Genomic DNA, 22,698 nt, shown 5'->3' with positions numbered 1-22,698 from the left:
GCGCGCTTCACTGCGGTTCAGGGCGAGGCCACCAGGCGGTAGCCGATGCCGCGCACCGCCTGCAGGAACAGCGGATTGGCGGGATCGGTCTCGATCTTGCGCCGGAGGCGGTTGATCTGCACGTCGACGGCGCGCTCGTTGACGCTGCCATTGCCGGTCAGCGCGCTGCGCGGCACGGTCTCGCCCGGCGTCTCCGCGAGAATCCTCAGCATCTCGCGCTCGCGGTCGGTGAGGTGGATGACCTCCTCGCCCTGGCGCAATTCGCCGCGTTCGAGATGGTAGACATAGGGGCCGAAGGCGATCTTCTCGAGCGTCGTGGCCTGCGGCGGCGGCGCGGCGCGCTTGAGAATGTTGTTGATGCGCAGCGCCAGCTCGCGCGGCTCGAACGGTTTTGCGACGTAATCGTCGGCGCCGATCTGCAGGCCTTCGATGCGGGCTTCCGCCTCGTGGCGCGCCGTCAGCATCACGATCGGCACCGAGGACGAGGTGCGGATGAAGCGGGCGAGGTCGAAGCCGGTCTCGCCGGGCATCATGACGTCGAGGATCAGGAGATCGAAATGCAGGCCCATCAGCTTCGAGCGCGCATCGCCGGCGCTCGCCGCGGTGGTGACGCGGTAGCCTTCACTTGCAAGAAAGCGCGAGAGCAGGTCGCGGATGCGGCGGTCGTCGTCGACCAGCAAGAGATGCGGGGCATCGTCGGCCGGTTGCACCGGCGGGCGCGTGAGCGTGGCTGCGAGCGGCACGGTCACTCCTTGGCGTCTTGTTTGACGGAAGCGAAGATCGTCTCCAGCACCTTGTCCGGATCGTCGCGATCGATCATTGCGCGCAGGAAGCGCTTGACCGTCTCGGCATCCTGCGGACCCATCTCCGCGAGCGCCCTGGTGATCCGCGTGGTCTGCAGCCCGGCGAGCTTCTGCACCAGCGCCTCGCCCTTCGGCGTCGCGTAGAGCAGCCGCTGGCGACGATCATTGTCGCCGGTCTTCTGCACGATATAGCCCTCGTCCAGGAGCTGCTTCAGCACCCGGCCGAGCGACTGTTTGGTGATGCGCAGGACGTCGAGCAGGTCGGCGACCTTGAGCCCGGGATAGCGGTAGACGAAATGCATGACCCGGTGATGGGCCCGGCCGAAGCCGAACGCCTCCAGCTCCTGGTCGGGATCGCCGACGAAATCGCGATAGGCGAAGAACAGCAGCTCGATGATATCCCAGCGCAAATTGCCTCCATCGCCTGCGGCCGGCCGGGGCGCGGCAGCGTCTTGAGAAGGAGTCGCGAAATTTATGTCAGGCATATTGACGTATCTTGGGTTCAATGTTACAAAACGATCGACCCGCACGAAATTTTAGATCGTTTCGCGCCGGGTGGCGTCGGAGCAGGACGGCCGGAGAGAGCCGGACAGGCGGCGACGGCCGAAGCAGATCTACCGTGCAATTGTCGAGCGGCATTTCGGCAAAACATACTGGACTTCCGCCTTCCGCAAAAGCATGTCCTCGATGACATGCTGGCTGCGGAAACCGGCCGTAACATGGCTGGCGGCGGTCCAGCCAGAAACCAATCAAGCCAGCCGGGCCCGAGCGGGCAGGCGGGCGCGAGAAATAGCGCCGCCACCGGCAGCGGGAGGCAAGGACATGAGCATGACATTCGACATCCAGCCCGCATCCAATCCGACGCCCGAGAAGGACCGCGTCGCCAAGCTGGTGGATCCCGGCTTCGGGCGGATCTTCACCGATCACATGGCAATCGTCCGCTACAACCAGGCCAAGGGCGGCTGGTACGAGGCGAAAATCGAGGCGCGCGCCAACTTCCAGCTCGATCCCGCCGGCGCGGTTCTGCACTACGCCCAGGAGATCTTCGAAGGCTTGAAGGCCTACAAGCGCGACGACGGCGGGGTGAACCTGTTCCGTCCCGACGCCAATGCGCGCCGCTTCAAGGACTCGGCCGATCGCATGGCGATGGCGCAGCTGCCCGAAGACGTCTTCATCGAGGCGGTCGAGCAGGTCGTGCGCATCGACCGCGCCTGGATGCCGGGCGGCGAGGGCAGCCTTTACTTGCGCCCGTTCATGATCGCGAGCGAGACCTTCCTCGGCGTCAAGCCATCGTCCGAATACATCTTTGCGGTGATCGCCTCGCCGGTCGGCTCCTACTTCAAGGGCGGGCCCGCGCCGGTCTCGATCTGGGTGTCGGAGAACTACACGCGCGCCGCGATCGGCGGCACCGGCGCGGTCAAATGCGGCGGCAATTATGCCGCGAGCCTGCGCGCCCAGGCCGAAGCGATTCAGCACGGCTGCGACCAGGTCGTCTTCCTTGACGCGGTCGAGCGCCGCTACATCGAGGAGCTCGGCGGCATGAACGTGTTCTTCGTGTTCGACGACGGCTCGCTGTCGACGCCGCCGCTCGGCACCATCCTGCCCGGCATCACCCGCGACTCCATCATCACGCTCGCCCGCGACGCCGGCAAGACGGTGCGCGAAGAACCCTATACGCTCGAGCAGTGGCGCAAGGACGCGGCCTCAGGCAGGCTGAAGGAAGCCTTCGCCTGCGGCACCGCCGCCGTGATCTCGCCGATCGGCAAGGTGCGCTCGGTCAGCGGCGATTTCGACATCTCGGGCGGCGTCGCCGGCCCGGTCGCCATGGGCCTGCGCAAGCAGCTCGTCGACATCCAGTACGGCCGCACCAACGATCCCCACAACTGGATCCGCAAGGTGTTTTGATCACCCTCCAGCGGAGGGTAAAAAGCGCAACGTTTGTGGCTTATTGCGCACTGAACGTGCTGCTGCCGACGTGCGACAAAGCCAGGACACAACGAGCGTTCCGGACATCGCGACCATGGCAACAAAGCTCTCCCAACCCATAAAATGGGTCGTTCTCGCCGCCATCACCGGCGTTTGCGTTTTCGGCATTCTGACCATCGGCCCGACGCACGAGGTCGCAGCGCAAGACCGCTCGCCGATCGTCGACGTACGCACCACCGACCCCGAGATGAACACCGCGATCGCTCGCGCCCGCGGCTCGCTGCCGACCTTCTGGGCCTCCTATGAATCGCCCAAGCCGTCCGAGTCTGGTCACGCTTTGAAGGTGCGCTTTACGACCCGCAAGGGCGGGGAGCACATCTGGATCGGTGAGGTGAAGAAGCTGCCCGACGGGACCTTGACCGGCGTCTTCGCCAACGAGCCGCGCGATCTGCCGGGCAAGCGAGCCGGCGATAAGGTCAAGTTCGCGGAGGCCGACATCTCGGACTGGATGTTCATGCGCAACGGCAAGATCGTCGGCGGCGAGACCATCAAGCCGACGCTGAAATCGCTGCCGAAGGCCGACGCGGACGCGCTCCGGGCGCGAATGGAGCAGCCGTAGGGCAGTTGCCGCCTTGCGCCCCGGCTGGTAAACGCCGCGCATGGCCGAGAAACCCAAAAAACCCCAGAAACTGAAGGCGCGCCTGCCGCGCGGGCTCGAGGATCGCGATCCTGCCGCGATCCGGGCGACGCGCGAGATGGTCGAGAAGATCCGCGCCGTCTACGAGCTCTACGGTTTCGAACCGGTGGAGACGCCGGCGATGGAATATACCGACGCGCTCGGCAAATTCCTGCCGGATCAAGATCGTCCGAACGAGGGCGTGTTCTCGTTCCAGGACGACGACGAGCAATGGATCAGCCTGCGCTACGATCTGACCGCGCCGCTCGCCCGCTACGTCGGTGAGCGCTACGGTACAGATGGTCTGGTGCTGCCCTATCGCAGCTACCGCGTTGGCTACGTCTTCCGCAACGAGAAGCCCGGCCCCGGCCGCTTCCGCCAGTTCATGCAGTTCGATGCCGACACGGTCGGCTCGGCGACGCCGGCGGCGGATGCCGAAATCTGCATGATGGCGGCCGACACGATGGAGGCGCTCGGCATCGCGCGCGGCCAGTACGTGGTGAAGGTGAACAACCGCAAGGTGCTCGATGGCGTGCTGGAAGCCATTGGCCTCGCGGGTGAGGAAAATGCGGCGCGCCGACTGACCGTGCTGCGCGCGATCGACAAGCTCGACAAGTTTTCCGCGGATGAAGTGCGCAAGCTGCTCGGTCCCGGACGCTGGGATGGCGGCGAGGAAGGCAAGGGCGACTTCACCAAAGGCGCCAATTTGAGCGCGGCGGAAGCCGATGTTGTTCTCGCCATCACCAAGCCGCGCGAGGATTGGAAAGAAGCAATTGCCGCGGCAGAAACCTATCTCGCCAAGAGCGAAGTCGGTCAGGCCGGCGTCAGCGAGCTGGAAGAGATTGCAAAACTGGTCACGGCCTCGGGCTATGGTGCGGATCGTATCAAGATCGATCCCTCGGTCGTGCGCGGCCTCGAATATTACACCGGGCCCGTCTACGAGGTCGAACTCCTGCTCGACACCAAGGACGAGAAGGGCCGCCCGGTGCGCTTCGGCTCGGTCGGTGGCGGCGGGCGTTATGACGGCCTCGTCTCGCGCTTCCGCGGCGAGCCGGTGCCGGCGACCGGTTTCTCGATCGGCGTGTCGCGGCTGCAGGCGGCGCTGACGCTGCTCGGCAAGCTCGACACGCGGCCGGAAGTCGGCCCCGTCGTCGTCACCGTGTTCGACCGCGACCGCGTCGCCGATTACCAGAAGATGGTGGCGAGCTTGCGCAGCGCCGGCATCCGCGCCGAGCTCTATCTCGGCAATCCCAAGAACATGGGCAACCAGCTCAAATATGCCGACCGCCGCAACTCACCTTGCGTCATCATCCAGGGCTCGGATGAAAAGGCGCGCGGCGAGGTGCAGGTCAAGGACCTGATCGAGGGCGCCAAGGCGGCCGCCGCGATCGCCTCCAACCAGGAATGGCGCGAGAGCCGGCCGGCGCAGTTCTCGTGCAGCGAAGCCGATCTCGTCGCCAAGGTGCGCGAGGTGCTGGCCCGCCATGACGTGAGCTGGGGCTAGCTATTCGCAGGCCGCGTCATGCCCGGGCTTGTCCCGGGCATCCACGTCTTGTTTGATGGAAAGGAACGTGGATGGCCGGGACAAGCCCGGCCATGACGACAGCAGCAGGGAGAGAAGAATGCCTGAGATCACCATCAGCATGGCCGAAGGCCGTACCGACGAGCAGAAGGCCGGCATGATGCGCGACATCACCCAGGCGCTGGTGAAGAATCTCGGCGTCGATGCCGATGCCGTCGTCATCCAGATCAACGAAGCCCCGCTCCGTCACAAGATGAAGGGCGGCAAGACCTTCGTGGAGCGCGCGGCGGCGGCGAAGAAGTGACGCGTTAGCATCATTCCGGGTTCGCGCTATCGCGCCCCCCGGAAGGACGAGCCAGCCCAATGGACGCACGCGACTTCATTAATATCGGCATGAGCGCCGAGCGTACGCTGGTGGTCCCGGTGGAGCGCACGGTCGGGCATTTCGTGTCGGGCATGCCGTTTGTCTACGCGACGCCGATGATGATCCTGGAGATGGAGATGACATCGGGCGATGCGATCCGCTCAGCGCTTCAGCCGGGCTGGGTCACGGTCGGTACCGAGGTCGACATCCGCCATCTTGCCGCCGCGCTGGTCGGCGCAACCGTGCGGACCACCGCAAAGGTGATCGCGGTCGAGCGCCGCGTCATCCGCTTTGAGGTCGAGGCGTTCGAGGGCCCGCGCAAGCTCGGCGAAGGCCGCCACGCCCGCGGGCTCGTCAATGTCGAGACGTTCAACAAGCGGCTAACCGCGGGCACGACGCCGTAGGGTGGGCAAAGGCGCAAAGCGCCGTGCCCACCATCTCTGCTCAGACTCGTATGAAGGTGGTGGGCGCGCTTCGCTTTGCCCACCCTACGGCACTGTCCTACTTCGCCAGCTCCTTCGACCGCTGCGTCGCCGCCGCGATGGCGCGGATCATGAGTTCGCGCAGGCCCGGCTCGCCCATCAGCACACTGAGCGCTGCGGCCGTGGTGCCGCCGGGCGAGGTGACGTTCTGGCGCAGGGTGCTCGACGGCAGCTCCGACCGGTGCAGCAGCTCGCCGGAGCCGGCGACGGTCTCGCGGGCGAGCTTGGTCGCCAGCGCTTCGGGCAATCCCGCTTCGACGCCGGCGCGGGCGAGCTCTTCGGCGAGCAGGAACAAATAGGCCGGGCCCGAGCCGGACACGGCGGTGACCGCGTCCATCAATCCTTCGTCCTCGACCCATTCGACCGAGCCGGTCGCGCGCAGCAGCGCATCGGCCACTGCGCGCTGCGCGGCGCTGACGTCGTTCGCTGCGACAGCGACGGTGATGCCGCGGCCGATCGCGGCCGGCGTATTCGGCATTGCGCGCACCACGGCGCCGCCACAGACCTCCTGGAGCGAGGCGATCGTGGTGCCCGCCATGATCGAGACTACCGACGTTTTGTCCGAGACGAACGGTTTCAGCTTGGCGCCGGCCTCGCGGAACATCTGCGGCTTCACCGCCACGACCAGCGTCTCGACGGCGCCGGCGGCGCTCACATCGGGATTGAGCACGACGCCCTTGGCGGCCAGCGCGGAGATCTCGGGCGCAATGTGCGGCTCGATCACCGCGACGCGGCGCGGATCGAGCCCGCCCGAAAGCCATCCGGTCAGCATCGCGCCGCCCATCTTGCCGGCGCCGGCGAGCAGGATGGTGCCGGTGACCTTTTCGAGGGTGCTGTTCGCCATCGGTGTCGCCAATTACTCGGTGTCGTCCCCGCGAAGGCGGGGATCCATAACCACAGGCCGTTCTAATGGACGGAGGGCAGAGCAACAAGCGTTGTGCCACAAGCGACATCACGCGGTATGGATCCCGGATCGGCGCGCTTTGGGCGCGCTTGTCCGGGATGACGTGGGGAGGGAGCTGCCGCCCTCGCGCCTTGGTAGGCCCTACGCTTCTCCGACCGTATCGAACATTGCCGCGTCCATCGCCTCCGCGGTGCTCTTGCCGGCCCACACCACGAACTGGAACGCGGGGAAGTAGCGCTCGCAGGCATGAATGGCGCCGGCGAGCATGACCTCGCATTGCGCCGGCGAGGCGGTGAGGCCGCTCGGCAGCACCAGGGCCTGACGGTGCATCACCATGCCGGTGTTGGTCCACAGGTCGAAATGGCCGACCCACAGCTGCTCGTTCACGGCGGCAACGAGCCGCTGCACCTCGCCGCGGCGCGCGGGCGGAATCTTCATGTCGAAGGCGCAGGCCAGATGCAGCGCCTCGATCTCGCCCATCCAGGTGAAGGAGAGCTGGTAGTCGGTCCATTGTCCCTTGGAGACAATCGTGAGCTCGTCCTCGCCGGAGCGTTCGAACGGCCAGTTGTTGCTGGCGGCGATGTCCTCGACCACCGCGAGCGGATGGTTTCTGGAATCGATAGTGCCTTCGAGCAGGGACATGCCGTCTCGACCTCTTGCCTTCTTGTTGTCTTTGATACGCACGCGGTTGGGCCCGGCGCGCACTCCCTAAACGTCGCTGCGGCGTCCCTCGGATCAGCCTTTGCAATCCCCTCGGAGTCGCTGTTGCGATCCCTCGGATCAGCGCGGGCCTGTCGCGGATCAAGTGATGTGATTTGCGGAATCTGCGCAACGGGGTCGCGAGTCCGTCCACAAGCCAGGACTCGTTCGTCCACAGCTCATCTCCGCCACAATTCTTAACGGACGAGAACAAACCGGAATCGGATTCGGCAAAAAAGCTCGCCGCAAATTCCGTGGGGCGAGGGCCGGGCCGCCGTGCGGACATGGGACCATGCGCTTGGCCCATGCGGAACACGCTTGCCGCGACTGCCCGGCGGCGGCATATTTCCTGATAGGCCGTTCATCCCGGGCGGCCGATGTTCTCAGGGCGGGGTGAAAGTCCCCACCGGCGGTAAGGGCCGACAAGCCCAAGCCCGCGAGCGCCTTCCGCAAGGGTTTATCCCGAACGGAAGGGTCAGCAGATTCGGTGCAACTCCGAAGCCGACGGTTAAAGTCCGGATGAAAGAGAACGGTCGCTGGCAGACGCATCGCAAGGTGCGGCTGTTTGTCGTTCCGTGTGCCCTGATTCTGGTCCTTAAACCGAGGAAAGCCATGAATCAGATGCTGCAAGATCCCCAAACCGAAACGTCCCAAACGCCGCCGCCGGTTCCCGTGGACCCGGCCCCTGCGCATCCGCGCTTCGCCAAGCCGCAGCGGGTGGCCTTCGTGCAGGCCTGCTGGCACCGCGACGTGGTCGCGGAAGCCCGCATCGCCTTCATGAAGGAGGCGGAAGCCCGCCACCTCACCCATGTCGACGTGTTCGAGGTGCCGGGCTCGTTCGAGATCCCGCTGCACGCGCAGGTCCTCGCCAAGACGCGGCGCTACACCGCAATCGTCGCGGCCGGTCTCGTCGTCGACGGCGGCATCTACCGCCACGAATTCGTCGCCGACACCGTGATCAAGGCGCTGATGGACGTGCAGTTGCGCACGGAGGTGCCGGTGTTCTCGGCCGTGCTGACGCCGCAGCAATTCCACGAGACCGAGGTGCACTACGATTTCTTCCGCAAGCACTTTGCGATCAAGGGCGTCGAGGTCGCGAGCGCCTGCGCGGAGACGTTGCACGGCCTGGAGCGCCTGCGCGGCCAGGTCGCGGCGGGGATCGTGGGGTAGGCAATGGTCATTCCGGGGCGCGCGCAGCGCGAACCCGGAATCCGTTGATCGACACGGATTGCTGCAGGATGGACTCCGGGTTCGGCGCTGGCGCGCCGCCCCGGAATGACGGTGCTAGATCAAATCAATCGAACAGGCTCGACACCGATTCTTCCGCCGCCGTGCGCGCGATCGCATCCGAGATCAGGCTGGCGATCGGCAGGGTGCGGATGTTCGGCGCCTTGGTCACCGCGTCGGTCGGCAGGATCGAATCGGTGATCACCAGCTCCTTCAGCCTGGAGCCGGCGATGCGCGCCGCCGCGCCGCCGGAGAGCACGCCGTGGGTGATGTAGGCGTAGACGTCCTTGGCGCCCTTGGCGAGCAGCGCATCGGCCGCGTTCACCAGCGTGCCGCCGGAATCGACGATGTCGTCGACGAGGATGCAGGTGTGGCCGGAGACGTCGCCGATCACGTTCATGACCTCGGACTCGCCCGGCCGCTCGCGGCGCTTGTCGACGATCGCGAGCGGGGTGTTGATGCGCTTGGCGAGGCCGCGCGCGCGGGCGACGCCGCCGACGTCGGGCGAGACCACCATCGTCTTGGTCAGGTCGAACTTGTCCTTGATGTCGCGCACCATCAGCGGCGCGGCGAACAGGTTGTCGGTCGGAATGTCGAAGAAGCCCTGGATCTGGCCGGCATGCAGGTCGAGCGTCATGACGCGGTCGACGCCGGCCTGCGTGATCATGTTGGCGACGAGCTTGGCCGAGATCGGCGTGCGTGAACCGGACTTACGGTCCTGCCTTGCGTAGCCGAAATAGGGCAGCACCGCGGTGATGCGGCGCGCCGAGGAGCGGCGCAGCGCGTCGGTGATGATCAGCAATTCCATCAGATGGTCGTTGGCGGGGAACGAGGTCGACTGAATGACGAAGGCATCCGAGCCGCGGACGTTCTCCTGGATCTCGACGAAGATCTCCATATCGGCGAAGCGCCGTACCACCGCCTTGGTCAGCGGCAGGTCGAGCCCTTGCGCGATCGCCTGGGCGAGGGCCGGATTGGAGTTGCCGGCGACGAGCTTGATGGAGCCGTTTTTGGCCGACATGGACGCTTCCTCCCGCGCTTTGCTGGATACGACCTTCAACATCTGAGAATACCCGCTGGCAGCACGGTTACGACGGGCGAGGAAATATCAGGCGGAAGGCCGCAATGGCAACCCGGGATGCTACGTTTTCCCTTTGAAAATCCTGAGTCGGGCCAACGGCTTGGCCGCAAGTTGAGGCCGTGGTTTAGCGGGGGTTATTGCTCGGCATAGCCGAGCGCTGATGCCGGCATGTCCGGCGCGGAAGCGTCCTTGACGACGCTGGCCACCGCCGGTCCCCGCAATGCCGGAGCCGCGCCGGGTGCATCCGGCGTTCCGTTGATCATGTTGGAAAGTCCGCTGAATCCGGCCTGGGCGATCTTCCGCAGCACGAGGTCGTCGGCAGCCAACCACGCGTCGCGGCCGCCCTTGGCCGAGGTCGGTTCCTCGCCGGAAAGACGCAGCGCGCGCTGCTGGTTGGCGTCGTAGACGTCCCAGACCCAGGCGATCACGGTCTTGCCGCGCACCACCTGGGCGGAGAGGTAGCTGCGCACGCGATAGGCAGCCGTACCTTCGCGGGAGACCACGGACAGGCTGCGCAGCTTGGATTCGCTGTCGAGCACGCCGACCATGCGGTCGAACACTTGCGGAGGTGGCCCGTCGATCGATTCGAAGGCGATAGTGGCCCCGCTGCCGGCGCTCGGCGCCATCGCATAGGAATTGACGGCACTGCCGCCGCCGCAGCCGCCCAGCGCGGCCGCCGCTGCCAGCAGCATGACCGCCAGCACGCGCGAACCCGCGCGGCGAAAGATGAATGACGCGTCCCTCATTATGGAGGGCAGCGATATCGTTAAAACGCATTAACGTCTAGGGCGGGCGAGCCACACCCCCCACCGTCATTCCGGGGCGATGCGCAAGCATCGAACCCGGAATCCATTTCGCAGCGTGAATTGCCGCACGATGGATTCCGGGTTCTCGCTTCGCGAGCCCCGGAATGACGGGGTTGCCCCTGTGTCCCGGACGCGCTGCGGCGCGCAGTGCCGCTGCGCTGAGCCGGGACCCAGATTGCCGCCGAGATTGAGATTGCAGAGACATGGGCCCCGGCTCAGCGGCACATCACTTACGTGCTGCACCGCGTCCGGGGCGCGAGGCCTCATCCCTCCAGCGCAATCGCGTGAACGTGGCGGCCGTAATCCGGCTCCTTGCGGTGCACCGAACGGCGATAGCTGAAGAAGCGCTCGTCGGAATAGGTGTCGAGGCCGAGATCGTCGATCATCAGGATGCCGGCGGCCTCCAGCCGCTTGCGGATGAAGCCGGCGAGATCGAACATCGCGTGGCCCTCGCGCACCGAGGGGATGAAGAACACAACGTTCTCCGCATCCTGTTCGATGAAGCGCGCGACGAACTCGTTGCCGACCTCGTAGCTGTCCTGGCGGATCAACGGGCCGATCGCGGCGATGATGCCGCCGCGCGTGGCGCCGAGCTGCTCCATCGCCGCGATGGTGGATTCCAGCACGCCCGTCAGTGCGCCCTTCCACCCCGCATGCGCGCCACCGATCACGCGCGCCTGGGGATCCACGAACAACACCGGCCCGCAATCGGCGGTGGAGACGCCGAGCGCGATGCCCGGCGTCTTCGTGACCAGCGCGTCGCCTTTTGGTCGCGGCCCGCTCGGCCACGGTGCCTCGGCAACCAGCACGTCGGGCGAATGGATCTGGTGCAGGCTGAGGAAGCGCTCGGGCGCAACGCCGACATGCTCGGCCATGCGGCGGCGGTTCTCCGCGACCAGGGCCTGATCGTCATTGGAGCCGAGCCCGCCGTTCAGCGCGGAATAGATGCCGCCGGAGACGCCGCCTTCGCGGGTGAAGAAAGCATGGCGCAGGCCGGGCACGGCGGACAGCAGCGACGAAGCTATCGTCATGAGGCCTCTCCTGCCTGTTCGAGATCGCTGAGGCCGGCAAGGCTTGTCAGCCGCGGCTCGGAGATGCCGAGCACCTTGAACATCGAGCCCATGCCGCCACGTCCGGTGTCGGTCAGGCGCTTGAGTGCCACCGAAATGTCGGTGGCGACGTCAGGCGCTGCTTTCTGCATCAGGGCGGCGGCGCGGGTGTCGATGCCGATCCGCTTGAGGAAATCGCCTTGCGTTACCGGCCCATGCACGCGCGCGCCGACATCCTCGGCCGCGCGCGCCAGCGCCTGGAAGTCGACATGGGCGGTGACGTCGGCCTGGCCCGGCGCCTTCAAGGGGTCGGCGAAGGTGTGGCGGGCGATGGCCTGGAAAGTATCGCCGGCATCGCTGCGCAGATGCCCATAATCGATGATCAGCGCGGCGCCGTCCTGGTCGCGCACGCGCGTGGCGAGCTTCATGATCTCGCCGTCGGGACGCCACTCGAACACGGCGCCGATCGGGGCGGCGCGCACCAAGGGCGGCAGCAGCACGTCGAAGCGCGGCGTCGGCTCCGGCGCCGCGCCGAACTGAAGCTTGCCGTTGGGATCGATCTCGATCACGCGCTCGTGCCAGCCGTTCTCGAGCCGGACCATCTGGTGGATCGGCAGCACGTCGAAATATTCGTTGGCGAGGATGATGCTCGGGCCCTCCGGCACCTCGTCGATGCTGTCGTGCCAGGCGATGTTGCGCACGTTGGCGAGCGTCGCGCTCTGCCGTTCCCGCAACACGGGATTGACCTCGACCATGTGGATGTGGAGCGCCTGGTAGAGCGGTGGCAGCACGCGGAGCGCCCGCAGCGCATCCGCCATCATGGTGCCCCGGCCGGGGCCGAGCTCGATCAGCCGCAAAAATTGCGGCGAGCCCATCTGTTTCCATACCGAGGCGGTCCACAGGCCCAGCAGCTCGCCGAACATCTGGCTGACTTCGGGCGCCGTCGTGAAGTCGCCCTCGCGCCCGAGCGGATCGCGCGAGACGTAATAGCCGTACCGCGGATGCATCAGGCAAAGTTCCATGTACCGCCAGACCGGCATCGGCCCGGAGGATTTGATCAGCGCCTTGATCTCGTTGAGCAGCGGCTGGTCGGTCACGGCGATCTTCTCGAAATGAATTAACGAATGGCCTCGACGGGCGTCGGCGCACCACGCCTCACTGCCAATACAATAAGAATGAGGCCGACGATAAGCATCGGGATCGACAGCAGCATGCCCATGGTTAATCCGCCCCAGAGAAAACCGAGCTGCGCGTCCGGCTCGCGGAAATGCTCCCCGGCGATGCGGGCCAGGCCATAGACCAGGATGAAGGCGCCGAGGATCATGCCGGGGCGCTTCAAGGCGCCGAACCGGATCATGATCGCCAGCACGGTGAACAGCAGGATGCCCTCCATGCCGGCTTGGTAGAGCTGGCTCGGATGCCGCGGCAACTGCGTGGGATCGTTGGGGAAGATGATCGCCCAGGGCAGGCTCGGGTCGGTGGCGCGGCCCCACAATTCGCCGTTGATGAAATTGGCGATGCGTCCGAGCAAGAGTCCGACCGGGGCGACCGCGGTGGTGATGTCGCCGAGCGACAGGATCGAGATGCCGTTGCGGTAGGCGAACCACATCACCGCGACGACGCAACCGAGGAAGCCGCCGTGGAACGACATCCCGCCCTCCCACAACTTAAAGATCGCGGCGGGATGATCGATGAAGAAGGGCAGGTTGTAGAACAGCACGTAGCCGGCGCGGCCGCCGAGGATGATGCCGAGCGTGACCCACAGGATGAAGTCATCGATCTGAAGCAGCGAGATCGGCGCGGGTCCGCCCCACAGGCGTTCGCTCTTCAGCAGCGCGCGGGCATAAAGCCAGCCGAACACGATGCCGCAGATATAGGCCAGGGCATACCATTTGATCGCGAACGGACCGATCTCGAGCGCGATCGGGTTGAAGGCGGGGAAGTCGATGAGCAGAAAGGGCATCGCGCCTTCTGAGTCTGGACGAGATTGCGGCGAAGGAGCACCGGCAGGCGCCGTGCGATTCTTCTTATGCAGGGCAGTTGAATACGATTGCAAGGAAACCGGCCCATGACAAGGATACCGCCGCTTCGCCCTTGAACCGGCCTCGTCGGATTGCCATTGTCTTTCCGCGAGGTCGCGCAAAGTTTATCGGAGGCCCACAATGACCCAGACCAACAACCGGTTTTTCGACGAGATCGGCCGCCTGATGAACGACGCCGCCGGTGCTGCCCAGGGCGTCAAGCGTGAGTTCGATTCCGTGATGCGCAGCCAGGCCGAGAAATTCCTGCGCGACATGGACCTCGTCAAGCGCGAGGAGTTCGAGGCGGTCAAGGACATGGCGCGCCTGGCGCGCGAGGAGAACGAAGCCCTGAAGACGCGGATCGCAGCGCTGGAGGCCAAGCTGGGGGGGACCCCGACGTCTTAAAGCGCGGTCTCTCTGACCTTCCCTGGAGGGGGAGGGTCGGCGCGCAGCGCCGGGTGGGGTGATCTCTCCACTCGGCACCGCCTCGGTGGAGAGACTGTCACCCCACCCCGGCTCACATTTCGCTACGCTCCATATGAGCCGACCCTCCCCCTCCAGGGGAGGGAGGAAACCGCCCGCCAGCCCATTCTCCTTGTCATTTCCGCAGCTTCCGGGTAAAAGCCCGCCACGTCCGCGGCCCCCGCACCCCTGGAGGCTTGCTGTGGACCATGCCATGGGCCGCCTTGCGGCCCATTAACTTTTGCAAAAACAAGGACTTAACGACATGGCGACGACCGTCAAGGAATTGAAGGCGACCGCACGTCCGAAGAGCGGCAAGGGGGCCGCCCGGGCTGAGCGTCGCGCCGGGCGAGTGCCCGGAGTGATCTACGGCAACAACCAGCCCCCGCTGACGATCTCGATCGAAGATCGTGAACTGCGCCAGCGCATCCTTGCCGGCCGGTTCCTGACCACGCTGGTCGACATCGACCTCGAGGGCAAGAAGCACCGCGTCATTCCGCGCGACTACCACCTCGACCCGGTCAAGGACTTCCCGATCCATGTCGACTTCATGCGGCTGGGCGAAGGCGCCACCATCCGCATCAGCGTTCCCCTGCACGTGGTGAAGGCGGAAACCTCTCCGGGCGTGAAGCGCGGCGGCACCGTCAACATCGTCGCGCACGCGATCGAGCTCGAATGCGGCGTCGAGAGCATCCCGCAGTACATCGAGGCCGATGTCGGCTCGCTCGAGATCGGTCACTCCCTGCATCTGGCCGACGTCAAGCTGCCGGCCTGCGTCAAGGCGCTGACCCGCGAGGACGCGACCCTCGTCACCATCGTTCCGCCGTCCGGTTACGCCGAAGAGCAGAAGGCGGCTGCTGCGGCTGCCGCTGCTGGTGCGGCCCCGGGCGCTGCGGCTGCTCCGGCCGCTGGTGCTGCGGCACCGGCTGCTGCTCCTGCCGCTGCTGCCAAGGCTCCCGCCGGCGGCGACAAGAAGAAGTAATCTCTCGAAGCTGGCGCGCGGTCCTTGACCGCGCGCCGAGCGGGGGGCGCGCCGCGTCATGCGACTCTTTGTTGGGCTCGGCAATCCCGGCGCGAAATACGCACGTAACCGGCACAATATCGGCTTCATGGCCGTCGATGAGATCGCGCGGCGTCATGGCTTTGCGCCGTGGCGCCGCCGCTTTCAGGGCGAGACCTCGGAAGGTGCGCTCGGCACCGAGCGCGTGATCCTGCTCAAGCCCACGACCTACATGAACGAGTCCGGCCGCAGCGTTCAGGAAGCGGCGAGCTTCTTCAAGATCGCCGCGGGCGACACCACCGTGTTCCACGACGAGCTCGAGCTGCCGCCGGGCAAGGTGCGGGTGAAGATCGGCGGCGGCATCGCCGGCCACAACGGCCTGCGCTCGATCTCGGCGCATGTCGGCAACGATTATCGCCGGGTCCGGCTCGGCATCGGTCATCCCGGCGTCAAGGAGCTGGTGCACGGCCATGTGCTGTCGGACTTCGCCAAGGCCGACAACGAATGGGTGACGACGCTCTGCGATGCGGTGGCCGAGCACGCCGCGCTGCTTGCCAAGGGCACGGACGCGACCTTCGCCAACAGGGTGCATCTGGCCATGCAGGCGAAGGGGTTTTTGACCAAGGACGAGAACGGCAAGGAATAACACCGGTCATCGCCGGACTTGATCCGGCGATCCATCGTTCGAAGAAGATGGATGCGCGGGTCAAGCCCGCGCATGACGAGTTCGGAAGATATTGACGCGCGGAGCGCGGAGGCCAGGACCACCATGGGATTCAAATGCGGGATCGTCGGATTGCCCAATGTCGGCAAGTCGACCTTGTTCAATGCGCTGACCGAGACGGCCGCGGCGCAGGCCGCGAACTATCCGTTCTGCACCATCGAGCCGAATGTCGGCGAGGTCGCCGTGCCCGATCCCAGGCTCGACAAGCTCGCCGCGATCGCCAAGTCGGGCCAGATCATCCCGACCCGGCTGACCTTCGTCGACATCGCCGGCCTCGTGCGCGGCGCCTCCAAGGGCGAAGGCCTCGGCAACCAGTTCCTCGCCAATATCCGCGAGGTCGACGCCATCGCGCATGTGGTGCGCTGCTTTGAAGACTCCGACATCACCCATGTCGAAGGCAAGATCGCCCCGCTCGCGGACATCGAGACCATCGAGACCGAGCTGATGCTCGCCGACCTCGACAGCCTCGAGAAGCGCGTCGACAATCTCACCAAGAAGGCCAAGGGCAACGACAAGGACGCCAAGGAGCAGCTCGATCTCGTGGGCCGCACCCTGGTGCTCTTGCGCGAAGGCAAGCCCGCGCGCCTCGTCGAGCGCAAGGCGGAGGAGGAGCGCGCCTTCGGAATGCTCGGCCTGCTGTCGTCCAAGCCCGTGCTCTATGTCTGCAACGTCGAGGAAGGCTCGGCTGCCACCGGCAACACCTTCTCCAAGGCAGTCGAGGAGCAGGCGGCGAAGGAGGGCGCAGTTGCCGTCGTCATCTCCGCCAAGATCGAATCCGAGATCGCGACCATCTCGCGTGACGAGCGCGCGGACTTCCTGGAGACCTTGGGCCTCGAAGAAGCCGGCCTCGACCGTCTGATCCGCGCCGGCTACACCCTGCTCGATCTCATCACCTATTTCACCGTGGGCCCGAAGGAAGCGCGCGCCTGGACCATCCATCGCGGCACCAAGGCGCCGGCGGCGGCCGGCGTGATCCACACCGATTTCGAGAAGGGTTTTATCCGCGCCGAGACCATCGCGTATGACGATTATGTCGCGCTCGGCGGCGAAGCCGGTGCCCGCGATGCCGGCAAGCTCCGCCTCGAAGGCAAGGACTACGTCGTCGCCGACGGCGACGTGATGCATTTCAGGTTCAATACGTAGGAGCTGGTCATTCCGGGGCGCGCGAAGCGCGAGCCCGGAATCCATCTATACGCTTGTTCTGTGGCTCAATGGATTCCGGGCTCGCCTCTTCGAGGCGCCCCGGAATGACGGGAATCACCGCATCCCTGATCCCTGGTCCCTGATCGCGCCGAGATGCTCGTTGATGCGGAAGACGATCAGGATCAGCTCCGCGACGATGCGCGAGAACACGATGCCGACCACGACGCTGGCGATCGACGACAGCAGCACCAGGAAGCCGCCGAACGGGCTGATCGCCATCGCAGCCAACCCTGAGAAGATGCCGGAGAGCCCGAACAGGCAGATCAGCGCGATCACCAGCCAGTAGAAGGTCTTGATGATCGTCGGCGTGATGAAGCGGTCCCATTGGAACAGGTCGCTGAATGAGAACATTGCTCTCCCCAAGGCAAATCGGGACTTCAAATCGGGCTTCGGCCGTCGATCAATCCGACTCAAATCAACGCCGATCTCAAGTATGTAGCACGAGCCATGCGGGCCGGCGGGTTGAGATTGCCGCAAAGTGCGGCCACAATCTGTCATTCCCGCAAAGCTTTCCCGAGATGACCCTGACCTTCGAAGATTTCCCGCCTGGCCGGTTCGGAACGTTCGGCCCGCGCCACGTCACCCGCGACGAGATATTGGCCTTCGCCGCCGAGTTCGATCCGCAGCCGATGCATCTCGACGAGGCGGCAGCAGCTGAGAGCATGCTGCGCGGCCTGTCCGGTTCGGGCTGGCACCTGTGCTCGCTGATGATGCGGATGATGGCCGACGGCTTCATCACGCGCGCCGCGTCACTGGGATCTCCCGGCGTCGACGAGGTGCGCTGGCTGTCGCCACTGCGGCCCGGCGACGATCTCACGCTCGACGTCGATGTCCTGGAAGCGCGGGCCTCGAAGAGCCGACCTGAGCTCGGCATCGTCAAGTTCAAATGCACCGCGCGCAATGCGGCGGGGCAGGCGCTCGCCGAGATGACCTCGCCGATCCTGATCAAGCGGCGCGAAGGAGCGGCCTGATGCGGTTCTTCGAAGACATCGCGATCGGTCAGCGTCGCGAGATCGGCGCCTATACGTTCACGGCGGAAAAGATCAAGACCTTCGCCGCGAAGTTCGATCCGCAGCGCTTTCACCTCGATGAGGAGGAGGGCAAGAACTCGCTGTTCGGCGGGCTCGCGGCCTCGGGCTGGCATGTCGGCTCGGCCTGCATGAGCCTGCTTGTCGCCGACGGCCAGCGTCTGGCGCGCGAGGCCGCCTCGCGCGGCGAGGAGGTCGCGGTGTGGGGCCCGTCGCCAGGCTTTCGCGACCTGCGCTGGATCAGGCCGGTGCTCGCCGGCGATACCGTCGCTTACGTCAATGAAGTCATCGACAAGCGCGCCTCCGCCTCCCGTCCCGGCTGGGGCATTTTGACGGCCCGCACCACCGGCACCAACCAGCGCGGCGAGGAGGTCTATTCCATCACCGCCTCCGCCTTCGTGCCGCTGCGCGAGGGCGGTTAGATCTGTTCCAAGATGAACGGGCAAATGAGTGCGCGAGTGTTGCCCGCGCGCTATGGACGCGATTCCGGGTGGCTGCCATAAGCCTGCGCAACATGGTTACGGCGAAGCAGTTTCGCGGAACCAGTCAGTTGCTAACTAATTATGAACCTGTCGCTGTCTATTTGAAACGAATAGGCAGACGACAGGGGACGAGGACCATGGCTGATCGCGGCGCACTCAAATTTGTTGGATTCATCTTCGCGACCGCGACGCTGGCCGTGATGCTGGTCGCGGGCATGGTGGCGAAGGGCTACGCCGATGGCGCCTACACGCTGGAAGCCTCGACCGTGGAAGCGGCCCGGTAAGATTCGTTAACGATCGCGGCCGGCATCCGGCCGCAGCTCAGCGGCTATAGACGAACGCAAGGATGGCGATCGCAACCGCCAGCAGCCCGACAAAGCGCAGCATGATCGTGCCGAATTGATTCGGCGCGGGCCGCAACGGGATCGGGTCCGTGGTGTCGGGCCGAATGCTTTCCATCTGAAATGTCCCCCTGAGCCCGGCCGCGACGGCACGGGCGCTTGGCGTTTGTCGCCCGGGAGCGGCGGTGGGTTCAAACGGCAGTCTCGTGTCCCGAACGCGCTGCAGCGTGCAACGCTGCTGCGCAGAGCTGGGACCCAGAAGGCCGCGCTGGAGAAATGCTGTGACATGGGCCCCGGCTCTGCGACGCGTCACTGCGTGCCGCATCGCGTCCGGGGCACGAGGCCTCCCTCGAAATCAAAACCGCCGCGTCCCTTCCGGAACGCGGCGGCCGATGATGCGTTTCGTGCCGGCGATCAGCTGTTGCGCAGGCCGTCGGCGGCGCGCTTCCACTGCGCGACGTTGTCGGCGATCATGCGGGTCGACTTCATCGCGGCCTGGCTGAGCTGGGCGTAGCCGGAGATCTCGCGCTGGACGCGCTGGCCTTCGGCGTGAAGCAGGTCGCGCAGGCTCTCGAGCTCGGAGATCAAATTCTCGATCTCGGCGAGCGAGGTGCCGGCGACGCGCTGGATCAGCGAGTTGACGTTGTTGACGGTGGCTTCCGCGCTCGGGTCGAGCGGCGGGGCGTCGGTGGTGGTCGCGGCCGGACGGCGCAGATAGGCGATGTCGTTGCGGACGAAGTCGCGGATGCCGGCTTCGACCTCGGTCACGGCGGCGAGGTTGGTGTCGACCGTCTCGGTCTCGGTGGCTTCGATCTTTTCCGGACGCATGGCGTTCATCGTTATTCCCCTGTTCGCGTTGAGCGCAGCGCGAGTGTCCCCCGCACGACGACGTCTGTGAGGCAGGCCGCATCAGGGCGTCCGATTTTGACCGCAAATGGGCCGAGATGCGGCAAGGCCGGACCATTCGGGGGTTTTGCCGTGGCGTATGGTTAGGGAAGGGTGAATCGCGTGCGAGGTGAATGCGCGGCTCGGCCGGTGCTTCACGCCCTCGCCCCGTTCTTACGGGGAGAGGGTGGGGTGAGGGGCTGCTTCCGCGATCACGGTGAGAGTTGGACTCGCGGAGAGTCCCCCTCACCCGGAATTTGCTGTCGCAAATTTCGGCCTCTCCCCGCAGGCGGGGAGAGGCGAAGACACTACCAGCTCTTCTTGAAGCCCGCCGTAACGCTCTTGTTCAGCGTGCCTTGCGAGGTTTCACCGACCGAGCCTGATACGGTGACGTTGTCGAACAGCTTCTGCTCGGCGCCGAGCTTGCGCAGCCATCTATCGTCGGTGGTCGACAGCGTCTGGCCGGCAACGATGCTGGTGCCGGTGTCGGTCACGGTGACCTTGGCACTCTGGTCGGTCTCGTAATTGCGCGTGACGTGGCCGCCGATGCCGGGGACCGCACTGGTGCCCTGCTGGTTGACGCTGTAGCCATTCTGCAGCGTCAGCGAGGTGTCGCCTGACAGCGGCACCGATTTGGTCAGTGACGCCCCGATCTTGCTGTGCTCGGCGCCGGGATCGACCCTGGCTTCCACCGCGGTCTTGTCCCAGATCGCGCCCGCGCCCGGCGCGGTTGCCGTCGCCCAGGCGCTGCCCGAGGATTGCGGCAGGTTGCCGCCGTTGGTGGCCTTCTGCGCCAGCAGCTCGGACATCGTCCTGGGCTCGCTCGCCAGCGTCATGTCGGCGCCGACTCGGGTATCCCAGAACGAGGACACCGATTGCTTTACGGTCACCGCCGAGGAGCCGTTGGCATTGGGATTCGACGACCAGTCGAGGCCTTCCCTGGCGGCGGCCTGCGCGCGCTTCTTGGCGGTCATCGGGTCGATGCCGGTCCCCGCATCGACCGCGATCTGGCTCCAGTCGAGCTTGTCGACGTCGATGCCCTTCATGATGTCGGGATCATTGACGTCGGGGGCTTCGGCCGCCTCGGCCTCGTCGTCGGATGCGGGTGAGGAGAAGGGCGGAATGATCTGTGCCTGTAACGTCAGCACCGAGCCCAAGATGAATGCGGCCGCCAGCAACGGCAGCCTGGTCCAGCCAAACCCTGTCGAGAATTCCATCGTCCTGCCCACGAACCCCAGCGCATGCTGTCCGCCCCACTATAGCGGTCGCAATGACCATGCGCCATTCCGGCGCTGAAAGTGCCGGTTTATCGTTGCGGAATTGTGGCGGTTCGCCAGGGAAGGCGAACCAACGGGCCGCGCGAGAGGCGCGCGCCCGATGACGAGCTCGTGATGCGACGGCATCCGGCGGGGCTGGAGGCCAGGACGTCGCGATCGCCTCGTCGTCGGTCCCGAACAGCGGGGCCCGTTGGCGTCCCCCCTGAAGCGCGATGATCATCATCGCGCTTCAGGTTGTTGTTTGCACATGATCTTCTCGGAAAATCGCTTCGCACTATGCGCTAGCGCGGCCCTTTCGGGGCCGGATCATGCGCTAGCCGACGCTGGTCATCTTCGGCAGATGAATGGCGCGGCCGAGTGCCTGCTCGACCAGGTCGAAGGTGTCGATCAGCACCCGCATGCTGATTAGCTTGCCGGCCTTGAACTGGGCGAACTGCGCCACGCGCAGGCTGATCGGCTTGTTGGAATCCAGCGCCGTCAGCGAATAGCGCACCATCGAGGCGGCGGAATCGACGCCCAGCATGATGCTCTCGCGGTCGAAGCGGCGGACCTGGAAATTGTCGGCGAGCTGGCGGATGACGTCGAGCACGGCATCCTTGCCCTGGCGCGCGCCGAGGAACGGAAACATGTCGATCGGGCCGTAGAGCGCCCATTCGACGTCCTCGTCGATCAGGACCTCGATATCAGCGAAATGCCGGTCGTTGATCGCGCGGTGCAACGCGCGCGAGAAACGCCAGAGGCTGTGCTCTGTCATTTGGGGCAGTCCTGAAGCTGGCTTTACGGAAAAAACGGCAAACAACCCCATGCGCACTCGGGCGCCGGGGCCAACTCATTTGTATACGAACAAATTAGCAGATTTCGGCCAAAACGCAATTCACGTTTTCGCAATGCACACTTGATCGCTCTTTGTGAGATTTACAATAGAACCCCGTAATTGTCCGGGTCCCGGCGCTCAGTCCGCCCGGGCGATCAGCGGCCCGATCTCCCGTTCCAGCACCTGCTGCACCAGGTCGTAGGAATCGATGATCTCGCGCATCTCCGCCACCAGTCCGCCGCGGAACGTGTAGAACACCGCCATGTCGAACTGCACGATGCGGTCGTTGCTGCGCTTCTTGAAAAAAGCGTGCATGTACGTCGCGACGGCCTCGCCCTCGGCGACGATGTGCGGCGTCTTGTAACGAACCTCCGAATAGCGCGACCAGACCGTCTGCCACAGCTCGCGCAGCTCCTGCTTGCCGTGGCGCGGTACCATGTGCGGCAGCACGTCGATCGGCGCGTGGGTGAGGAAATAGACATCATCGGTGCAGCAGGCCAGCGCCGCCTCGATATCGCCGCGCGCGAAGGCATCGAGCAGGTGCACCACGCGTTGGCGATTCAGCTTCTCCACCGTCATTGCCACCAGTCCTCGTTCGGCCCCGTTGCGTTCCGCAACGCTAACGCGCGGTGTCGCGCACCGGCAATCCGCGAAATCACAGGGATGTTGCAGACGTTTTGACGCACGAGCGCAATGCTCGGTTCACGATATGCAACTGTAAGTTGAATTGCGGGATAGCTGCACGAATTCGCGCTCTATCCGGTTGCGCGGGGCGCAACGCGCATGGCGCCGTGCGCAACGTCAGCACAGGCGCACGGAAACTTCATTTGAATTAGCCAGAGGCCGTCATGCCCGGGCTTGTCCCGGGCATCCACGTTCTTCGTGCTGCGTGAAAGGCGTGGATGGCCGGGACAAGCCCGGC

The 22,698-nt window shown here is 65.3% G+C and carries 28 protein-coding genes and 1 riboswitch; of the genes, 13 read left to right on the top strand and 15 right to left on the bottom strand.

What is annotated here, in order from left to right; all coding sequences use genetic code 11:
• Positions 1-17: 17 nt before the first annotated feature.
• Together ACM43_RS06550 and ACM43_RS06545 are read right to left on the bottom strand one after the other, a co-directional pair.
• A complete protein-coding gene (locus ACM43_RS06550) occupies positions 18-749 on the bottom strand; it encodes a response regulator (RefSeq protein ID WP_271539045.1) in 732 nt (243 codons plus the stop codon).
• Positions 746-1,288, bottom strand: a complete 543-nt coding sequence (locus ACM43_RS06545; protein WP_057027673.1) for a MarR family winged helix-turn-helix transcriptional regulator — start codon at positions 1,286-1,288, stop codon at positions 746-748. Before ACM43_RS06545 ends, ACM43_RS06550 begins: the two co-directional genes overlap by 4 nt.
• Before the next feature lie 337 nt (positions 1,289-1,625).
• Between ACM43_RS06545 and ACM43_RS06540 the strand changes: the two genes are divergently transcribed.
• The 5 genes from ACM43_RS06540 (at position 1,626) to ACM43_RS06520 (ending at position 5,695) form a co-directional block, all read left to right on the top strand.
• A complete protein-coding gene (locus ACM43_RS06540) occupies positions 1,626-2,708 on the top strand; it encodes a branched-chain amino acid aminotransferase (RefSeq protein WP_271539042.1) in 1,083 nt (360 codons plus the stop codon).
• Between the two features lie 115 nt (positions 2,709-2,823).
• Positions 2,824-3,348 carry a YegJ family protein gene (locus ACM43_RS06535; protein WP_271539040.1) on the top strand — a complete coding sequence of 175 codons (525 nt, stop codon included), beginning with the start codon at positions 2,824-2,826 and terminating at the stop codon, positions 3,346-3,348.
• 40 nt (positions 3,349-3,388) lie between these two features.
• Positions 3,389-4,909 (top strand): histidine--tRNA ligase, encoded by a 1,521-nt coding sequence (gene hisS / locus ACM43_RS06530; protein ID WP_271539038.1) that lies wholly within the window; start codon positions 3,389-3,391, stop codon positions 4,907-4,909.
• A 118-nt stretch (positions 4,910-5,027) separates the two neighbouring features.
• A complete protein-coding gene (locus tag ACM43_RS06525; RefSeq protein ID WP_025033847.1) occupies positions 5,028-5,231 on the top strand; it encodes a tautomerase family protein in 204 nt (67 codons plus the stop codon).
• 59 nt (positions 5,232-5,290) lie between these two features.
• The gene (locus ACM43_RS06520) at positions 5,291-5,695 is read left to right on the top strand and encodes a thioesterase family protein (RefSeq protein ID WP_271539035.1); all 405 of its coding nucleotides are present in this window, start codon (positions 5,291-5,293) and stop codon (positions 5,693-5,695) included.
• Positions 5,696-5,792: 97 nt separating this feature from the next.
• Here the strand turns inward: ACM43_RS06520 and proC are convergent, their stop codons facing one another.
• Both proC and ACM43_RS06510 read right to left on the bottom strand, forming a co-directional pair.
• Entirely contained in the window at positions 5,793-6,617 is an 825-nt protein-coding gene (gene proC, locus ACM43_RS06515; protein ID WP_271539033.1) for a pyrroline-5-carboxylate reductase, read from the bottom strand.
• Positions 6,618-6,818: 201 nt separating this feature from the next.
• Entirely contained in the window at positions 6,819-7,319 is a 501-nt protein-coding gene (locus ACM43_RS06510) for a YbjN domain-containing protein (RefSeq protein ID WP_271539031.1), read from the bottom strand.
• A 432-nt stretch (positions 7,320-7,751) separates the two neighbouring features.
• Positions 7,752-7,911: riboswitch (FMN riboswitch) on the top strand.
• Positions 7,912-7,988: 77 nt separating this feature from the next.
• Here ACM43_RS06510 and ACM43_RS06505 point away from each other — a divergent pair.
• The gene (locus ACM43_RS06505) at positions 7,989-8,546 is read left to right on the top strand and encodes a 6,7-dimethyl-8-ribityllumazine synthase (protein ID WP_271539029.1); all 558 of its coding nucleotides are present in this window, start codon (positions 7,989-7,991) and stop codon (positions 8,544-8,546) included.
• A 124-nt stretch (positions 8,547-8,670) separates the two neighbouring features.
• Here ACM43_RS06505 and ACM43_RS06500 read toward each other — a convergent pair whose 3' ends face one another.
• The 5 genes from ACM43_RS06500 to lgt all read right to left on the bottom strand — a co-directional run bounded on the left by ACM43_RS06500 (position 8,671) and on the right by lgt (position 13,502).
• The gene (locus tag ACM43_RS06500) at positions 8,671-9,624 is read right to left on the bottom strand and encodes a ribose-phosphate pyrophosphokinase (RefSeq protein ID WP_036009398.1); all 954 of its coding nucleotides are present in this window, start codon (positions 9,622-9,624) and stop codon (positions 8,671-8,673) included.
• 194 nt (positions 9,625-9,818) lie between these two features.
• The gene (locus tag ACM43_RS06495; protein WP_157286532.1) at positions 9,819-10,430 is read right to left on the bottom strand and encodes a hypothetical protein; all 612 of its coding nucleotides are present in this window, start codon (positions 10,428-10,430) and stop codon (positions 9,819-9,821) included.
• 323 nt (positions 10,431-10,753) lie between these two features.
• Positions 10,754-11,521 carry a peptidoglycan editing factor PgeF gene (pgeF, locus tag ACM43_RS06490; protein ID WP_271539025.1) on the bottom strand — a complete coding sequence of 256 codons (768 nt, stop codon included), beginning with the start codon at positions 11,519-11,521 and terminating at the stop codon, positions 10,754-10,756.
• On the bottom strand, positions 11,518-12,636 hold the full coding sequence (locus tag ACM43_RS06485) for a class I SAM-dependent methyltransferase (protein ID WP_271539022.1): 1,119 nt from the start codon (positions 12,634-12,636) through the stop codon (positions 11,518-11,520). The genes pgeF and ACM43_RS06485 overlap by 4 nt, the downstream gene beginning before the upstream one ends.
• A 20-nt stretch (positions 12,637-12,656) precedes the next feature.
• Positions 12,657-13,502 carry a prolipoprotein diacylglyceryl transferase gene (lgt, locus tag ACM43_RS06480; protein WP_271539020.1) on the bottom strand — a complete coding sequence of 282 codons (846 nt, stop codon included), beginning with the start codon at positions 13,500-13,502 and terminating at the stop codon, positions 12,657-12,659.
• Between the two features lie 199 nt (positions 13,503-13,701).
• Between lgt and ACM43_RS06475 the strand changes: the two genes are divergently transcribed.
• The 4 genes from ACM43_RS06475 (at position 13,702) to ychF (ending at position 16,889) form a co-directional block, all read left to right on the top strand.
• Complete coding sequence (locus ACM43_RS06475; protein ID WP_157286535.1) at positions 13,702-13,965, top strand: accessory factor UbiK family protein; 264 nt, start codon at positions 13,702-13,704, stop codon at positions 13,963-13,965.
• Between the two features lie 322 nt (positions 13,966-14,287).
• Entirely contained in the window at positions 14,288-15,004 is a 717-nt protein-coding gene (locus tag ACM43_RS06470; RefSeq protein WP_271539018.1) for a 50S ribosomal protein L25/general stress protein Ctc, read from the top strand.
• A gap of 58 nt (positions 15,005-15,062) precedes the next feature.
• Positions 15,063-15,668: an aminoacyl-tRNA hydrolase gene (gene pth / locus ACM43_RS06465; RefSeq protein WP_271539016.1), complete on the top strand. Its 606-nt coding sequence runs from the start codon at positions 15,063-15,065 to the stop codon at positions 15,666-15,668.
• 123 nt (positions 15,669-15,791) lie between these two features.
• Complete coding sequence (gene ychF, locus ACM43_RS06460) at positions 15,792-16,889, top strand: redox-regulated ATPase YchF (RefSeq protein WP_271539014.1); 1,098 nt, start codon at positions 15,792-15,794, stop codon at positions 16,887-16,889.
• A gap of 114 nt (positions 16,890-17,003) precedes the next feature.
• On the opposite strand, the gene ACM43_RS06455 is transcribed toward ychF, so the two are convergent.
• Positions 17,004-17,300, bottom strand: a complete 297-nt coding sequence (locus ACM43_RS06455) for a DUF4282 domain-containing protein (RefSeq protein WP_028134403.1) — start codon at positions 17,298-17,300, stop codon at positions 17,004-17,006.
• A gap of 167 nt (positions 17,301-17,467) precedes the next feature.
• Here ACM43_RS06455 and ACM43_RS06450 point away from each other — a divergent pair, with 167 nt between their 5' ends.
• The 3 genes from ACM43_RS06450 to ACM43_RS06440 all read left to right on the top strand — a co-directional run bounded on the left by ACM43_RS06450 (position 17,468) and on the right by ACM43_RS06440 (position 18,743).
• Positions 17,468-17,920 (top strand): MaoC family dehydratase, encoded by a 453-nt coding sequence (locus ACM43_RS06450; RefSeq protein ID WP_036027191.1) that lies wholly within the window; start codon positions 17,468-17,470, stop codon positions 17,918-17,920.
• Complete coding sequence (locus ACM43_RS06445; RefSeq protein ID WP_157286537.1) at positions 17,920-18,399, top strand: MaoC family dehydratase; 480 nt, start codon at positions 17,920-17,922, stop codon at positions 18,397-18,399. The genes ACM43_RS06450 and ACM43_RS06445 overlap by 1 nt, the downstream gene beginning before the upstream one ends.
• A 197-nt stretch (positions 18,400-18,596) precedes the next feature.
• Positions 18,597-18,743, top strand: a complete 147-nt coding sequence (locus ACM43_RS06440) for a hypothetical protein (protein WP_198399945.1) — start codon at positions 18,597-18,599, stop codon at positions 18,741-18,743.
• 37 nt (positions 18,744-18,780) lie between these two features.
• On the opposite strand, the gene ACM43_RS06435 is transcribed toward ACM43_RS06440, so the two are convergent.
• The 5 genes from ACM43_RS06435 to ACM43_RS06415 form a co-directional block, all read right to left on the bottom strand.
• Positions 18,781-18,918 (bottom strand): hypothetical protein, encoded by a 138-nt coding sequence (locus ACM43_RS06435; RefSeq protein ID WP_007614812.1) that lies wholly within the window; start codon positions 18,916-18,918, stop codon positions 18,781-18,783.
• A 296-nt stretch (positions 18,919-19,214) separates the two neighbouring features.
• Entirely contained in the window at positions 19,215-19,637 is a 423-nt protein-coding gene (locus ACM43_RS06430; RefSeq protein WP_036009414.1) for a hypothetical protein, read from the bottom strand.
• Between the two features lie 356 nt (positions 19,638-19,993).
• Entirely contained in the window at positions 19,994-20,902 is a 909-nt protein-coding gene (locus tag ACM43_RS06425) for a hypothetical protein (RefSeq protein ID WP_271539008.1), read from the bottom strand.
• A gap of 373 nt (positions 20,903-21,275) precedes the next feature.
• Complete coding sequence (locus ACM43_RS06420; RefSeq protein ID WP_271539006.1) at positions 21,276-21,716, bottom strand: nuclear transport factor 2 family protein; 441 nt, start codon at positions 21,714-21,716, stop codon at positions 21,276-21,278.
• Between the two features lie 198 nt (positions 21,717-21,914).
• Positions 21,915-22,355 (bottom strand): nuclear transport factor 2 family protein, encoded by a 441-nt coding sequence (locus tag ACM43_RS06415; RefSeq protein WP_271539815.1) that lies wholly within the window; start codon positions 22,353-22,355, stop codon positions 21,915-21,917.
• Positions 22,356-22,698: the final 343 nt, after the last annotated feature.

Source organism: Bradyrhizobium sp. CCBAU 45321 (assembly GCF_028128975.1).
In the GTDB taxonomy this organism is placed as follows: domain Bacteria; phylum Pseudomonadota; class Alphaproteobacteria; order Rhizobiales; family Xanthobacteraceae; genus Bradyrhizobium; species Bradyrhizobium yuanmingense.
The sequence above is the reverse complement of the archived record's forward strand: the minus strand, read 5'-3'. Positions and strand labels throughout refer to the sequence as shown.